Raw genomic sequence first — 14,785 nt, 5'->3', positions numbered from 1 at the left:
CCCAACACACACCCCCCCCCCCCCCCCCCCCCTCCCCCCCCCCCCCTCCCCCCCCCCCCCCCCCCCCCCCCCTCCCCCTCCCCCCCCCCCCCCCCCCCCCCCCCCCCCCCCCCCCCCCCCCCCCCCCCCCCCCCCCCCCCCCCCCCCCCCCCCCCACCGGTTTCTTGCATGCCGTCGGGAATCGGCAGGTTGTTCGTTTAGAAGGAACCCAGGTCGTAGGAGTCCTCGAGGCTGACCGCCGGGCCGCCGCCGTAGGCGAAGGCGCTGGCGGTCGTGTCCTCGTAGCCGCCGAGGGAGTAGACCGCGGCCTTGGCTTCCTCGGTGGGCTCGACCGACACGTTCCGGTACTTGGCGATGCCGGTACCGGCCGGGATCAGCTTGCCCAGGATCACGTTCTCCTTCAGGCCGACCAGCGAGTCGGACTTGCCGGAGATCGCGGCCTCGGTGAGCACGCGGGTGGTCTCCTGGAACGAGGCCGCGGACAGCCACGACTCCGTCGCCAGCGAGGCCTTCGTGATGCCCATCAGCTGCGGGCGGCCGGAGGCCGGCTCGCCGCCGTCGGCCAGCACCTTGCGGTTCTGCTCCTCGAACTCCAGGCGGTCCACCAGGGAGCCCGGCAGGAACTCCAGGGTCCCCGAGTCGATGATCGTCACGCGCTTGAGCATCTGGCGCACGATGATCTCGATGTGCTTGTCGTGGATCATCACGCCCTGCGAGCGGTACACGTCCTGGACCTGCTCCACCAGGTGGCGCTGGACCTTCCGCGGACCGAGCACGCGCAGCAGCTCGTGCGGGTCGATGGTGCCCTCGACGAGCTTCTCGCCGACCTCGACGTGCTCGCCGTCGCCGAAGCGCAGACGCAGACGGCGCGGCACCTTCTCGACCACGATCTCCTCGGAACCGTCGTCCGGGGTGATGATGATCTTCCGGCTCTTCTCGGCGTCCTCGATGCGCACGATGCCGCTCGCCTCAGCGATCGGCGCCTTGCCCTTGGGGACGCGCGCCTCGAAGACCTCCTGGACACGCGGCAGACCCTGCGTGATGTCCTGCGAGGTCGCCGCACCACCGGTGTGGAAGGTACGCATCGTCAGCTGCGTGCCCGGCTCACCGATCGACTGCGCCGCGATGATGCCCACGGCCTCGCCGAGGTCCACCTTCTCGCCGGTCGGCATCGAACGGCCGTAGCAGGCCGCGCAGACGCCCTGGCGGGACTCGCAGGTGAGCACCGAGCGGATCTTCACCGTGGTGACGCCCGCGGCGACCAGCGTCGCGATGTGGTCGGAGTTCAGCGGCGTGTTGCGCTCGAGGATGACCTTGCCGTCGACCTCGACGTCCTCCGCGAGGTTGCGGGCGTCCACCGAGGAGTCCACGGTGTCGGCCTCGACGAACTTCCCGTCGATCTCGACGGCGACCTGGAACTCCAGGGCGCGGTCGGTACCGCAGTCGTCCTCGCGGATGATGACGTCCTGCGACACGTCCACCAGACGACGGGTCAGGTAACCCGAGTCGGCGGTACGCAGCGCGGTGTCGGCCAGACCCTTGCGCGAACCGTGGGTGGAGATGAAGTACTCCAGCACCGTCAGGCCCTCGCGCAGCGAGGACTTGATCGGGCGCGGGATGATCTCGCCCTTCGGGTTCGCCACCAGGCCGCGCATACCGGCGATCTGCCGCAGCTGCAGCATGTTGCCTCGCGCGCCCGAGTTGATCATCTGCCACAGCGGGTTCTCCGGCTGCAGCGTCTCGTTCAGGTCCTCCAGCACCTCGGCCGTGGCCTTGGTCCAGATCTCCGTCAGCTCGCCGCGGCGCTCCTCCGCGGTCATCAGACCGCGGACGTACTGCTTGTCGATCTTGGCGGAGTCCGCCTCGTACTTCTCCAGGATCTCGGCCTTGTGGGCCGGCTCCACGACGTCCTCGATACCGATGGTCACACCGGACCAGCCGGCCCAGCGGAAGCCCGCGGACTTCAGCGCGTCCAGGCAAGCGCCCAGCTGCACCTTCGAGTAGTGCTCGGACAGGTCGTGGATGATCTCCGAGAGCTGGCCCTTGCGGACCTCGTAGTTCACGAACTCGAAGTCCGGCGGCAGGCACTCGTTGAAGAACACGCGGCCCAGCGTCGTCTCGACCAGCAGCGGCTCGCCCGGGGTCCAGCCCTCAGGGGCCGTCCACGGCTCGGCGCCCTTGCCGTTGTTGATGGTCTCGATGTCGTCCAGACGGATGCGGATCGGCGCCTGGAGGTCCAGCTCGCCGCGGTCCTTCGCCATCTGCGCCTCGCCGACGTCCGAGAACGCCCGGCCCTCGCCGACGCGGCCTTCGGAAAGGTGCGTCAGGTAGTACAGGCCGATGATCTGGTCCTGCGTGGGCAGGGCCACCGGCTTGCCGTCCGAGGGCTTGAGGATGTTGTTCGACGCCAGCATCAGGATGCGGGCCTCGGCCTGGGCCTCAGCGCTCAGCGGGACGTGCACGGCCATCTGGTCGCCGTCGAAGTCGGCGTTGAAGGCGGTGCACACCAGCGGGTGCAGCTGGATGGCCTTGCCCTCGACCAGCTGCGGCTCGAAGGCCTGGATGCCGAGGCGGTGCAGCGTAGGCGCACGGTTCAGCAGGACCGGGTGCTCGGAGATGACCTCTTCGAGCACGTCCCACACGACCGGGCGCGCGCGCTCGACCATGCGCTTGGCCGACTTGATGTTCTGCGCGTGGTTCAGGTCCACCAGGCGCTTCATCACGAACGGCTTGAACAGCTCCAGCGCCATCTGCTTCGGCAGACCGCACTGGTGCAGCTTCAGGCGCGGGCCGACCACGATGACCGAACGGCCCGAGTAGTCGACGCGCTTGCCGAGCAGGTTCTGGCGGAACCGGCCCTGCTTGCCCTTGAGCATGTCGGACAGCGACTTGAGCGGACGGTTGCCGGGGCCCGTCACCGGGCGGCCGCGGCGGCCGTTGTCGAACAGCGCGTCCACCGACTCCTGCAGCATCCGCTTCTCGTTCGCCACGATGATCTCGGGCGCACCGAGGTCCATCAGGCGCTTCAGGCGGTTGTTGCGGTTGATGACGCGGCGGTACAGGTCGTTCAGGTCCGAGGTCGCGAAGCGGCCGCCGTCGAGCTGCACCATCGGGCGCAGCTCCGGCGGGATCACCGGCACGCAGTCGAGGACCATGCCCAGCGGCGAGTTGCCGGTGGCCTGGAACGCGGCCACGACCTTCAGGCGCTTGAGCGCACGCAGCTTCTTCTGGCCCTTGCCGGTCGCGATGGTCTCGCGCAGGCTGATCGCCTCGGCGTCCAGGTCCAGGTTCTCCAGCAGGTTCTTGATGGACTCCGCGCCCATGCCGCCGGTGAAGTACTCGCCGAAGCGCTGCTGCAGCTCGCGGTAGAGCATCTCGTCGCCGATGAGCTGGCGGACCTCGAGCTTGCGGAACGTGTCCATGACCTCGTCGAGACGGTCGATCTCACGCTGCGCCTTGTCGCGGATCTGGCGCATCTCGCGCTCGCCGCCGTCCTTGACCTTGCGGCGGACGTCGGCGCGGGCGCCCTCGGCCTCCAGCTCGGCCATGTCGCCCTCGAGCTTCGAGGCGCGCTCCTCGATCGCAGCGTCGCGCTGCTGCTCGAGGTGGCGCTTCTCGGCGACGATCTCGTTCTCCAGGGTCGGGACGTCCCGCTGGCGGGCCTCCTCGTCGACCGCGGTGATCACGTACGCCGCGAAGTAGATGACCTTCTCCAGGTCCTTCGGCGCCAGGTCCAGCAGGTAGCCCAAGCGCGAGGGAACGCCCTTGAAGTACCAGATGTGCGTCACGGGAGCGGCGAGCTCGATGTGGCCCATGCGCTCGCGGCGGACCTTCGAACGGGTCACCTCGACGCCGCAGCGCTCACAGATGATGCCCTTGAAGCGAATCCGCTTGTACTTGCCGCAGTAGCACTCCCAGTCCCGGGTCGGACCGAAGATCTTCTCGCAGAAGAGACCGTCCTTCTCAGGCTTCAGAGTGCGGTAGTTGATGGTCTCGGGCTTCTTCACCTCGCCGTGCGACCACTGCCGAATGTCCTCGGCGGTGGCGAGGCCGATCTTCAACTTGTCGAAGAAGTTGACGTCGAGCACTGAACTCTTCCCCTTGATGGTTCTTAAGGATTGGATGAGACGTTGGCGAGAGCGGCCGGCCGAAACTGTGCAAATTTACGATTCGCAAGCTTCATCGTGGGCCGCTCTCACTCGACGTCAGGCGCTTTCGAAGTCCACGGACGAGGGCTCTTCGTGGGACAGGTCGATCCCCAGCTCCTCGGCCGCGCGGAAGACCTCGTCATCGCTCTCGGTCATCTGGATGGCCTGCCCGTCGGCGGACAGCACCTCCACGTTCAGACACAGCGACTGGAGCTCCTTGAGCAGCACCTTGAACGATTCCGGAATGCCCGGCTCGGGCACGTTCTCGCCCTTGACGATGGCCTCGTAGACCTTCACGCGGCCCACCACGTCGTCGGACTTGATCGTCAGCAGCTCCTGCAGCGCGTAAGCGGCGCCGTAGGCCTGCATGGCCCAGCACTCCATCTCACCGAAGCGCTGGCCACCGAACTGGGCCTTACCGCCGAGCGGCTGCTGGGTGATCATCGAGTACGGACCGGTCGAACGCGCGTGGATCTTGTCGTCGACCATGTGGTTCAGCTTCAGGATGTACATGTAGCCGACCGAGATCGGGTCCGGGAACGGCTCGCCGGAGCGGCCGTCGAACAGCTGCGCCTTGCCCGTCGGGGCGACCATGCGCTGGCCGTCGCGGTTGGGCAGCGTGTTCGCCAGGACACCGGTGACCTCCTCGGGGTGCGCACCGTCGAACACGGGCGTACCGACCTTGGAGTTCGCCGGGGCCTCGTCGGCGCCGATGGCCTTGAGGGCCTGCTGCCAGGCCTCGTCGAAGCCCTCGAGCTTCCAGCCCGTCTTCGCCGCCCAGCCCAAGTGGACCTCGAGTACCTGGCCGATGTTCATACGGCCCGGCACACCCAGCGGGTTGAGCAGGATGTCGACCGGCGTGCCGTCGGGGAGGAACGGCATGTCCTCCTGCGGCACGACCTTGGAGATGACGCCCTTGTTGCCGTGGCGGCCGGCGAGCTTGTCGCCGACGCCGATCTTGCGCTTCTGGGCGATGTAGACGCGGACCATCTCGTTGACGCCCGGGGACAGCTCGTCGCCGTCCTCGCGCGAGAAGGTGCGGACGCCGATGACCGTGCCGGCCTCGCCGTGCGGGACCTTCAGGGACGTGTCGCGGACCTCGCGGGCCTTCTCGCCGAAGATCGCGCGCAGCAGGCGCTCCTCCGGGGTCAGCTCGGTCTCGCCCTTGGGCGTGACCTTGCCGACGAGGATGTCGCCGTCCTCGACCTCGGCACCGATGCGGATGATGCCGCGGTCGTCGAGGTCGGAGAGCATCTCCTCGCCGACGTTCGGGATGTCGCGGGTGATCTCTTCCGGGCCCAGCTTGGTGTCGCGGGCGTCGACTTCGTGCTCGTCGATGTGGATCGAGGTGAGCACGTCCTCTTCGACCAGGCGCGAGGAGAGCACGATGGCGTCCTCGAAGTTCTGGCCCTCCCAGGTGGTGAACGCGACGAGCAGGTTCTTGCCCAGGGCCATCTCGCCCTTGTCCGTGGACGGACCGTCGGCGATCGGCTGCCCGGCCTCGACGCGCTCGCCCTCGGTCACGAGCGGCACCTGGTTGATGCACGAGCCCGCGTTGGAGCGGCGGAACTTGTGCAGCAGGTAGGTGCGGCGCATGCCGTTGTCCTGCGCGATCGTGATGTAGTCGGCGCTGGAGTCCTCGACGAGGCCGTCGGCCTCGGCGACGACCACGTCACCGGCGTCGACCGCGGCGCGGTACTCCATGCCGGTGCCCACCAGCGGCGAGTCGGTCTTGATGAGCGGCACGGCCTGGCGCTGCATGTTCGCGCCCATGAGGGCGCGGTTGGCGTCGTCGTGCTCCAGGAAGGGCACGAGCGCGGTCGCGACCGAGGTCATCTGGCGCGGCGAGACGTCCATGAAGTCGATCTCGTCGGCGGTGAGGAGCTCGGCCTCGCCGCCGCGGCCGCGGGCGAGGACCTGCGCGTCGATGAACGAGCCGTCCTCGTTCAGCAGCTGGTTCGCCTGCGCGATGGTGAAGCGGTCCTCTTCGTCGGCCGTCAGGTACTGGATCTCGTCGGAGACCTTGCCCTCGACGACCTTCCGGTACGGCGTCTCGATGAAGCCGAACGGGTTGACGCGCGCGAAGGTCGACATGGCGCCGATGAGGCCGATGTTCGGGCCTTCAGGCGTCTCGATCGGGCACATGCGGCCGTAGTGCGACGGGTGCACGTCGCGCACGTCCATGGCGGCGCGGTCGCGCGAGAGACCGCCCGGGCCGAGCGCCGAGAGGCGGCGGCGGTGGGTCAGACCCGTGATCGGGTTGACCTGGTCCATGAACTGCGACAGCTGCGAAGTACCGAAGAACTCCTTGATCGCGGCCACCACGGGGCGGATGTTGATCAGGGTCTGCGGCGTGATCGCCTCGACGTCCTGGGTCGTCATGCGCTCGCGCACGACGCGCTCCATGCGGGAGAGGCCCACCCGGATCTGGTTCTGGATGAGCTCGCCGACGGTGCGCAGGCGGCGGTTGCCGAAGTGGTCGATGTCGTCGGGGCCGTAACCCGGCTCGGCCGAGTGCAGGCGCAGCATGAACTCGATCGTCGCGGCCAGGTCGTCCTCGGTGAGCACGCCGGTGGAGATCGGCGAGTCGAGGCCGAACTTCTTGTTGACCTTGTAGCGGCCGACCTTCGCGAGGTCGTAGCGCTTCTTGTTGAAGAACAGGTTCTCCAGCAGCGACTGCGCGTTGTCCTTCGTCGGCGGCTCGCCCGGGCGGAGCTTGCGGTAGATGTCGAGCAGCGCCTCGTCCTGCGAGTTGATGGTGTCCTTTTCCAAGGTCGTCATCATGAGCTCGGACCAGCCGAAGCGCTCGCGGATGCGGTCGTTGTCCCAGCCGATGGCCTTCAGGAGCACGGTGACGGCCTGGCGGCGCTTGCGGTCGACGCGCACGCCGACGGTCTCGCGCTTGTCGATGTCGAACTCGAGCCAGGCGCCGCGGCCCGGAATGACCTTGGCGGCGGTCAGGTCGCGGTCCGAGGTCTTGTCGGGCTGCTTGTCGAAGTACACGCCGGGCGAACGGACGAGCTGCGAGACGACCACGCGCTCGGTGCCGTTGATGATGAAGGTGCCCTTCGGGGTCATCATGGGGAAGTCGCCCATGAAGACCGTCTGGCTCTTGATCTCGCCGGTGGTGTGGTTGATGAACTCCGCCGTGACGAACAGCGGGGCGCAGTAGGTGAGGTCCTTCTCGCGGCACTCCTCGATGGGGGCCTTGACCTCGTCGAAGCGAGGATTGGAGAAGGACAGGCTCATGGTGCCCGAGAAGTCCTCGATCGGGCTGATCTCCTCGAGGATCTCGTCGAGGCCGCTCACCGCGTCTTCGCCCACGCGGGCGCGGTACGCCTCGTTGCCGACGAGCCAGTCGAACGAGTCGGTCTGGAGCGCCAGAAGGTTCGGGACTTCGAGTTTCTCTTCGATCCTGCCGAACGAGATACGGCGAGGTGCGTGCTTGCTCTTGCTGGAGCTGGTCTTGCCAGTGCGGGAAGCTGCCAAGATTCGTCCTTCCGAGGACCTGATTGTTACGACGGCCGGCGCATGCCGCAGTCTCCGCACCGATGCGGGATCGACGAGGACAGCCGGAGACGGGCACAGACCGCGCGGACATGCCAGATATGGCGTCCATCGTCGGTCGATTGCCTGGAATCCCCACCGTCCACGACCCTCACCGCGTCAAGAAGGCGTGAAGGAGGCAGCGCAAATTAATAGCTTAATGTACGCTCCGGCAAGTGTCAACTTCCCCACCGGGTGGTGGGGTAAGGGGTGACGACAATCTCTCCCGCTGCCGAAGTTCCTTCCGTACATCGCTCCGTGTTCCGGTTCGCTCACCGGGTCGTCCTGCGGGCCGCCCCGCGGCGGCCGTCTGCGCTTCTTCTGTACTTCCTATGCGCTTCGTCCGCGGTGCCGGGGGCGGCCCGGTGGGGGCGGACGTTGCGCGCGCCACGTAGTGGCGCTTGAGGAACTAGTTTGCAGGATCAAGTCACAGTTCGTCAAGTCAGGCGTCTAATTCGCCCGGATGCGCCCCTTCGGCCTCAGCGCGTGAACCGGTGCTCCGCGCGGTCGCGGCGGGCGGGCGAACCCCAGCGCAGCGGGGGCGCGGACGGGTCGCGGCGGCCTCCCGGGAGGGCGTTCTGAAAGGGACGCACAAGTTTCGGGGCCCGGGCGTGTCGCGCCGGGCGAGCGAGCGAACCTCGCATCCGAGGGAGTGTCGGACCCCTGTGGGAGAGTCGTCGTATTTACACCGGTGGTCGGAGGTGGATGCGGGTGGGAAGGGGCATGCCCTATGGGTGCGGGGTCCGGGACGCCTTTGCGTCGCCTGCCGCCGGAGCCGGAGCGCTCGCGCGCCCGGCTACCGGCCGCAATGCGGCGTCCCGGCCTCGCACCTGCGGCGGCGGGCCCGTGAACGGGCCGCCGCCTCATCATGTTCAACGAGCCCGCGCCGGAAAGGTGACGCGGCTTCAGGCCCGGCCCCGGGGTTCGCCCGCTGCGCACCGCCGTCCGCGCCGCCGCCGTGGCGCGAAGCAGGAGCGGGGAACCAAAGGACGACCGGTTCCCGTTGCGGGGCATGGGGATACAGGGCGGCCCGGGCTGCGCCCCATCTGCGCGGCCCGGGCCTTCTTCCCCGATAGAGAGGTGGTCTGTTACTTGTCGAGCTGCTCCTGCGCCTTGGCGATGATGTCGCGCATCTCGTCCTGCCAGCCGTACACGTCCTGCTCGATGGCGGTGTAGGCCTTGATGTGGGCGTCGTCGTAGGCCTTCTCAGAGGCCTTCGCGTAGCCGGTCTCCTCGCCGCACTCGGCGAAGTCGACGGCCGTCTGGATCTCGTAGGCCTTCCACTCCTCGTACGTGGAGCCGGCGGCCTCGGGGATCGGCGGCACCTCGACGTCGGTGTCGCCCATCATCATCTCCTGCTCTTCCTCGCTGGAGTTCTGGTAGTAGAGCGTCCCGAAGAACTCCCAGATCGGCAGGCTGTTGTACTCGGTGAACTCCCAGCCCTCGTAACCGCGGCCGGCGATGCAGTCGATGTAGTCCATCTGCAGGTCCGACATCGCGGCGGTGTAGTCGGCCTCGATGTCCTCCCACATGCTCTCCTCGCTGTCGCCGTAGGCGGGGTTGCGGGGGCGGTACTCCCAGTAGGTGTAGGTCTCGGTGGAGCCCTCTTCCTCGTAGGTCTCCTCGACCATCTTGGGCTCGCCGTAGAGGGCCTCGATCATCTCGAGCTGGCAGCCGCCCGGCTTGGGCTCCTCCCAGTTCTCCTCTTCCTCGACGACGATCTCGCCCTCTTCTTCGGCGGCGGCCTCTTCCTCGAGGGCCATGAGCTCCTCTTCGCTGAGGCCCTCCATCTCCGCTTCCTCTTCAGCGGAGCCGATGTAGTCCTCGCGCGAGCCCCAGCTGTACTCGGCGTACTCCTCGCCCTGGTAGGCGACGTACCAGTCGTACTGCTCCTCAGGGGTGAGGGCGTCCCACTCGGTGGTGTCGGGCTCTTCCCAGTTCTCTTCCTCTTCGGACCACTTCTCCTCCTGCGCGGCGTAGTAGTCCTCGCTCGCGGGGTCCTCGGAGCCCTCCATGGAGTTCGACCACTGGCCGAAGCCCCATTCGGCGGCCTCCTCGGCGGGGAGCAGGAACTCCTCGTGCGAGTAGCCGTAGGTCAGCGACTCCTGGTTCTCGGGCTCGTAGGCCTGCATGGTCCAGGGTTCGTGGACCGTGTGCCCCGCGGCCTCCAGGCAGTTCTGGACGATGCGGTTCTCGGCGGCCGCCAGCTCGGCATCGATGCGGTTGCTCTCGTTGAGCATCTCGACGAGGCGCTCCTCGTCGGACTTGCCGTCGTCGCCTCCGCCGCCGATACCGAGCATCCCGCAGCCGGCGGTCAGCGCGAGCACAGTCGCTCCGCCGAGCCCGGCCGCCCATCTCCTTGCGGACATCGTCCATCTCCTTGAGTGCGTGGGTGTGTCTACTCGCAAAGACGTGGCGGTGCTTCGGTTTCGTTGCTCGCGGCGCGGATTCTTCTGAGAATTCTTTCCAGTAAAGGAAAAGACCGGGTCCGCGCCGCCGTGAGGCGGTGCGGACCCGGTCTGCAGTACAAGGGCTGGGAGGCCCCTTATGCAGTAATGCGGCGTACGCGATTACTTGAGGGTGACGGTGGCGCCGGCGCCCTCGAGGGCCTCCTTGGCCTTCTCCGCGTCGTCCTTCTTCGCGCCCTCGAGGACGGCCTTGGGGGCGCTCTCGACGAGCTCCTTGGCTTCCTTGAGGCCGAGGCCGGTCAGGCCGCGAACTTCCTTGATGACCTTGATCTTGGACTCGCCCGCGGACTCGAGGACGACGTCGAAGGTGTCCTTCTCGACAGCGGCCTCAGCGCCACCGGCGGCGGGGCCGGCAGCGGCCACGGCGACGGGGGCGGCGGCGGTGACGTCGAACTTCTCCTCGAACGCCTTGACGAACTCGGAGACCTCGAGGAGGGTCATGCCCTCGAACTGCTCGAGAAGGTCTTCGGTGGAAAGCTTAGCCATGGTGGTTCCTTTCTTTAAAGTCTTGGGCCTGCTGGGGTTACTCCCCGGCGGCCGCCTTCTTGTCCTGCAGCGCCGCGCCAAGTCGTGCAACCTGCCCTGCGGGGGCGGCGAGCACGGAGGCGGTCTTCTGCGCGGTGGCCTTCAGCGCGCCGGCCAGCTTGGCCAGCAGCACCTCGCGGGACTCGAGGTCGGCGAGCTTGTTGATCTCATCGACGGAGAGGGCTTTGCCCTCCATGTACCCGCCCTTGATGATCAAGGCATCGTGCGACTTCGCGAACGCGCGGAGTCCCTTTGCGGCCTCGACCGGGTCACCCTTGATAAAGGTGATCGCGGTGGGGCCGACGAACAGCTCGTCCAGGCCGGTGACACCGACCTGGTTGGCAGCGCGCTTGGCGAGGGTGTTCTTGGCGACGCGGTACTGCGTCCCCTCGCCGAGGGAACGCCGGAGCTCGCGGAGCTCTGCAACGGAGAGGCCGCGGTACTCGGTGAGCACCGTGGCGGTCGCGCTGGAGAACTCGTCGGCGAGTTCGGCGATGGCGGTCGTCTTACCCGCCGGGTATTCCCTGTCAGCCATATTTCCCTCCTCTCTCGGCTGGTCAATCCAAAACCGTGCGGAGGCGACAAAAAAGGCGCCCTCGCGGACGCCTCATCACTGGGACCTTCGGGCCCGGGGGCCCGCACCATGGTCGCTTCGAATAGTCGCCCTACGTCGGTCCCGGGTGGTTTACAACCGCGCAAGGCGGTGACCGAACGGTCTTTGGGTTGTTGGATTCCAGCGTAGCAGGGCATATAGCAGAAGCCCCAGCGCAGTCGCCTGCGCCGGGGCTACATCACACCTTGCGGTGCACTACTTGATCTTGACCGCCTGCGGGTCGACCGGGATGCCCGGGCCCATGGTGGTGGAGATCGTCGCCTTCTTGAGGTACACGCCCTTGGAGCTCGCGGGCTTCAGGCGCTGCACCTCTTCGAGGGCGGCGTTGTAGTTCTCGGCGAGCTGCTCGGCGGAGAAGCTGGCCTTGCCGATCGGCAGGTTCAGGTTCGCGTGCTTGTCCACACGGAACGAGATCTTGCCGGCCTTGATCTCCGTGACGGCCTTGGCGACGTCGGGAGTGACGGTGCCCGTCTTCGGGTTCGGCATGAGACCGCGCGGGCCCAGGATGCGCGCGATCCGGCCGATCTTGGCCATCTGGTCGGGCGTGGCGACGGCGGCGTCGAAGTCGAGCCAGCCTTCGGAGATCCGCTTGACGAGCTCGTCGGAGCCGACCTCGTCGGCGCCGGCGGCGACGGCGGCCTCGGCCTTGTCACCCTCGGCGAAGACGACGACGCGGACGGTCTTGCCCGTGCCGTGGGGCAGGGAGACGGTGCCGCGGACGAGCTGGTCGGCCTGACGCGGGTCGACACCGAGTCGAAGGGACACTTCAACGGTGGCGTCGAACTTGGTCGGCGAGGTCTCCTTGGCGAGCCCGGTCGCCTCGGCGGGCGAGTAGAGCTGCGTGCGGTCGACCTTCTTGGCGAGGTCGGTGTACTTCTTGCTGCGCTTCATGTTCCATCCTTCGGATGTCGTGGTGAGGGCGGGCGCGCGCCCTTCCACTGGGTTGGTGTCGGCTGAGCCGACGGCGACCGGTCTTAGCCTTCGACGGTGATGCCCATGGAGCGGGCGGTGCCCGCGACGATGAGCGACGCGGCGTCGAGGTCGTTGGCGTTGAGGTCGGGGAGCTTCTTCTCCGCGATCTCGCGCACCTGGGCCGAGGTCACCTTGCCGACCTTGACGCGGTGGGGCTCGCCAGAGCCCTTCGCGACACCGGCGGCCTTGAGCAGGAGCTTCGCGGCCGGCGGGGTCTTGAGGACGAACGTGAACGAACGGTCCTCGTACACCGTGATCTCAGCGGGGAGGACTTCGCCGCGCTGGGATTCGGTGGCCGCGTTGTAGGCCTTGCAGAACTCCATGATGTTGACGCCGTGCTGGCCGAGGGCGGGACCCACCGGCGGGGCCGGGGTGGCCTGGCCACCCGCGAGCTCCAGCTTGAACGTCACAACGGCCTTCTTGTTGGGAGCCATCGTGTCCTTCTCTTGATCCTGGGCTTTGCAGGGCACGCGGCCCTGCCTTACATGTACACACGTGCCTGAGCAGGTGCGCAACCTCTCCAGGGTACCCGCCGACCGGCGGCGCCCCTGAAGAGAGGTATGTGAGCTGTAGCTCGTGCTACAGCTTCGAGACCTGGTTGAAGTTGAGCTCGACCGGGGTCTCGCGGCCGAAGATCGACACGAGCACCTTGAGCTTCTGCTGCTCGGCGTTGATCTCGGCGATGGTGGCCGGCATGGACGCGAACGCGCCGTCGACGACGGTGACGGACTCGCCCTCGGTGAAGTCGACCTTGATGTCGAGGTCGCCGCCGGCGGACTCGGCCTGGGCCTCGTCCTTGGGCTTCTGCTCGGGCGGGAGCAGCCACTGGATGACCTCGTCGAGCGGGAGCGGGCTGGGCCGGTCGGTGCGGTCGACCACGCCGACGAAGCCGGTCACGCCGGGCGTGTTGCGCACGACGGAGTAGGACTCGGGGGTCATCTCCATGCGGACGAGCACGTAGCTGGGGAAGACCTTGGCCTCGACCTTGGAGCGCTTGCCGTTCTTGATCTCCACCTCGGTGTGGGTGGGGACCTCGATCTGGTAGATGAAGTCCTCCATGTCGAAGGACTGGATACGGTTCTCCAGGTTGGAGCGCACCCGGTTCTCGAAGCCCGCGTAGGAGTGCAGCACGTACCACTCGCCGGGCGCGAAGCGCAGCTTGGCGCGCAGCGCCTCCGCCGGGTCGACCTCGGGCTCGCCGGGTACGGCGTCCTCGTCGATCTCGGGCTCCGCGTCGACGTCCGCGACCTGCGCCGCGGCAGCCTGGGCCGCGACCTCGTTCTTCAGGGCCTCGTCGAACTCAGACACGCTCAACTCTCATTCCGGCTCGACCTCGCCGAAGGGCGAGGTACTGCGACTGGTCATTTCTCCGACGGTGCGCGCTCGCCCGCACCGGTTTCTCGGATGCGGCGGGGCCCGTCTGTGAAGTCGCGCGCCGGCGGAACCGGCGCGCGTCATACCCACTAGGGTAGCCGCTCCGGACGGCGGCGTGCCTCAGGCACCGGCGAACCGGCGCAGGTCACGCAATCCGCCCGCGGCCGCGAAGGGCGGGGCGGACCGGACGGAAGCCCGAGGGGGGTCTTAGGAGTCGGCGCCGAAGGCCCGGCGGACGAGGTCGCCGAAGAGGAGGTCGAGGCCGCCGATGTAGGCCATCATGATGCCGACGAAGACGAGGACCACGACGGAGTAGGTGATGAGCTGGCGGCGGGTCGGGTAGACGACCTTGCGCAGCTGCTCGACGACCTCTTTGAGGAAGCGGCCCAGCTTCTTGAAGACGTTGCGCTCAGCGGTCTTCTCGCCCTGCTTGCGAGTGGGACGACCCTTTTCAGCGGTCGCGTCCGCGTCGGAGCTGCTGGTGTCGTCGGCCACGTCGGCTTCCTCCAGGGTTCGTCTGATCGGGGCGGTCAGGCAAGCAGCATACCGGAGCGGTATGACTCGTCACTATCGCGGCGGCGTGGTTCGCTGGCGCTCCACGTAGGTGGCGATGAGTTCGTCGCGGCGCGTGTTCCAGCGCTCCCGCATGGCGCCCATCTCGTGGTCGATGAACTCCATGAACGCGGCCGTCTGGATGAGGCGGTCGCGGCCGGGACCGGCGGGCAGTCTCGACATGCCGAGGAGCGCGATCTCGCGGTAGCGCTGGATGATCGGTGTGCGGTCGAGCATGATCGAGCCCCACAGGTCGTCGTCCTTGAGCCGGTAGACGTCGGCGCGGGTGGAGGCGCGGCGGGTCTTGAAGAGCATCCCGGCCGTGGTCAGCTCCCGCACGGCCCCGGAGACGGCGGCGAGGCTGACACCGAGGCCCTCGCCGATCTCGGCGGCGGTGTAGGTGTCGGCGTCGTCGACCAGGACGTAGGAGAAGACCCGCGCGGACATGCGCTGGAGCCCGCTCTCGATCAGGATCGCGGCGAACTGCTCCACGTACTCCAGCAGGGCCCTGCGCTCCGCGGTGTGCTCTTCCATCGTTCCCCTTCGACGCCTGACCGTACGGTTTCTTGATGTTATCTTGACACGCC

General features: G+C 67.6%; 10 protein-coding genes. All 10 read right to left on the bottom strand.

Annotated features, from left to right (window positions below; translation table 11 throughout):
- Positions 1–197 precede the first annotated feature (197 nt).
- A complete protein-coding gene (locus ACZ60M_RS17960; RefSeq protein ID WP_465419416.1) occupies positions 198–4,088 on the bottom strand; it encodes a DNA-directed RNA polymerase subunit beta' in 3,891 nt (1,296 codons plus the stop codon).
- A 117-nt stretch (positions 4,089–4,205) separates the two neighbouring features.
- On the bottom strand, positions 4,206–7,637 hold the full coding sequence (rpoB, locus tag ACZ60M_RS17955; RefSeq protein ID WP_465419414.1) for a DNA-directed RNA polymerase subunit beta: 3,432 nt from the start codon (positions 7,635–7,637) through the stop codon (positions 4,206–4,208).
- A gap of 1,145 nt (positions 7,638–8,782) precedes the next feature.
- Positions 8,783–10,063 carry a hypothetical protein gene (locus tag ACZ60M_RS17950; protein ID WP_465419412.1) on the bottom strand — a complete coding sequence of 427 codons (1,281 nt, stop codon included), beginning with the start codon at positions 10,061–10,063 and terminating at the stop codon, positions 8,783–8,785.
- Between the two features lie 201 nt (positions 10,064–10,264).
- Complete coding sequence (gene rplL, locus ACZ60M_RS17945; protein WP_465419411.1) at positions 10,265–10,648, bottom strand: 50S ribosomal protein L7/L12; 384 nt, start codon at positions 10,646–10,648, stop codon at positions 10,265–10,267.
- Between the two features lie 37 nt (positions 10,649–10,685).
- Positions 10,686–11,222 (bottom strand): 50S ribosomal protein L10, encoded by a 537-nt coding sequence (gene rplJ, locus ACZ60M_RS17940; RefSeq protein WP_465419409.1) that lies wholly within the window; start codon positions 11,220–11,222, stop codon positions 10,686–10,688.
- A 273-nt stretch (positions 11,223–11,495) separates the two neighbouring features.
- The gene (gene rplA / locus ACZ60M_RS17935) at positions 11,496–12,191 is read right to left on the bottom strand and encodes a 50S ribosomal protein L1 (RefSeq protein WP_465419408.1); all 696 of its coding nucleotides are present in this window, start codon (positions 12,189–12,191) and stop codon (positions 11,496–11,498) included.
- Between the two features lie 83 nt (positions 12,192–12,274).
- On the bottom strand, positions 12,275–12,706 hold the full coding sequence (rplK, locus tag ACZ60M_RS17930) for a 50S ribosomal protein L11 (protein ID WP_112138175.1): 432 nt from the start codon (positions 12,704–12,706) through the stop codon (positions 12,275–12,277).
- 145 nt (positions 12,707–12,851) lie between these two features.
- Positions 12,852–13,580 carry a transcription termination/antitermination protein NusG gene (gene nusG / locus ACZ60M_RS17925; RefSeq protein WP_465419406.1) on the bottom strand — a complete coding sequence of 243 codons (729 nt, stop codon included), beginning with the start codon at positions 13,578–13,580 and terminating at the stop codon, positions 12,852–12,854.
- 273 nt (positions 13,581–13,853) lie between these two features.
- Positions 13,854–14,141 (bottom strand): preprotein translocase subunit SecE, encoded by a 288-nt coding sequence (gene secE, locus ACZ60M_RS17920; RefSeq protein ID WP_465419404.1) that lies wholly within the window; start codon positions 14,139–14,141, stop codon positions 13,854–13,856.
- A gap of 72 nt (positions 14,142–14,213) precedes the next feature.
- Positions 14,214–14,732 carry a GbsR/MarR family transcriptional regulator gene (locus ACZ60M_RS17915; protein WP_465419402.1) on the bottom strand — a complete coding sequence of 173 codons (519 nt, stop codon included), beginning with the start codon at positions 14,730–14,732 and terminating at the stop codon, positions 14,214–14,216.
- Between the last annotated feature and the right edge of the window lie 53 nt (positions 14,733–14,785).

This window comes from Glycomyces sp. NPDC050141, assembly GCF_055586545.1.
This window is presented reverse-complemented; position numbering and strand designations above follow the sequence as displayed.

What these genes read in the sequence shown, in the direction of transcription:
- ACZ60M_RS17950 (WP_465419412.1), bottom strand. Translation starts at nt 10,063, where the DNA reads ATGTCCGCAAGGAGATGGGCGGCCGGGCTCGGCGGAGCGACTGTGCTC.
- rplL (WP_465419411.1), bottom strand. Translation starts at nt 10,648, where the DNA reads ATGGCTAAGCTTTCCACCGAAGACCTTCTCGAGCAGTTCGAGGGCATG.
- rplJ (WP_465419409.1), bottom strand. Translation starts at nt 11,222, where the DNA reads ATGGCTGACAGGGAATACCCGGCGGGTAAGACGACCGCCATCGCCGAA.
- rplA (WP_465419408.1), bottom strand. Translation starts at nt 12,191, where the DNA reads ATGAAGCGCAGCAAGAAGTACACCGACCTCGCCAAGAAGGTCGACCGC.
- rplK (WP_112138175.1), bottom strand. Translation starts at nt 12,706, where the DNA reads ATGGCTCCCAACAAGAAGGCCGTTGTGACGTTCAAGCTGGAGCTCGCG.
- ACZ60M_RS17915 (WP_465419402.1), bottom strand. Translation starts at nt 14,732, where the DNA reads ATGGAAGAGCACACCGCGGAGCGCAGGGCCCTGCTGGAGTACGTGGAG.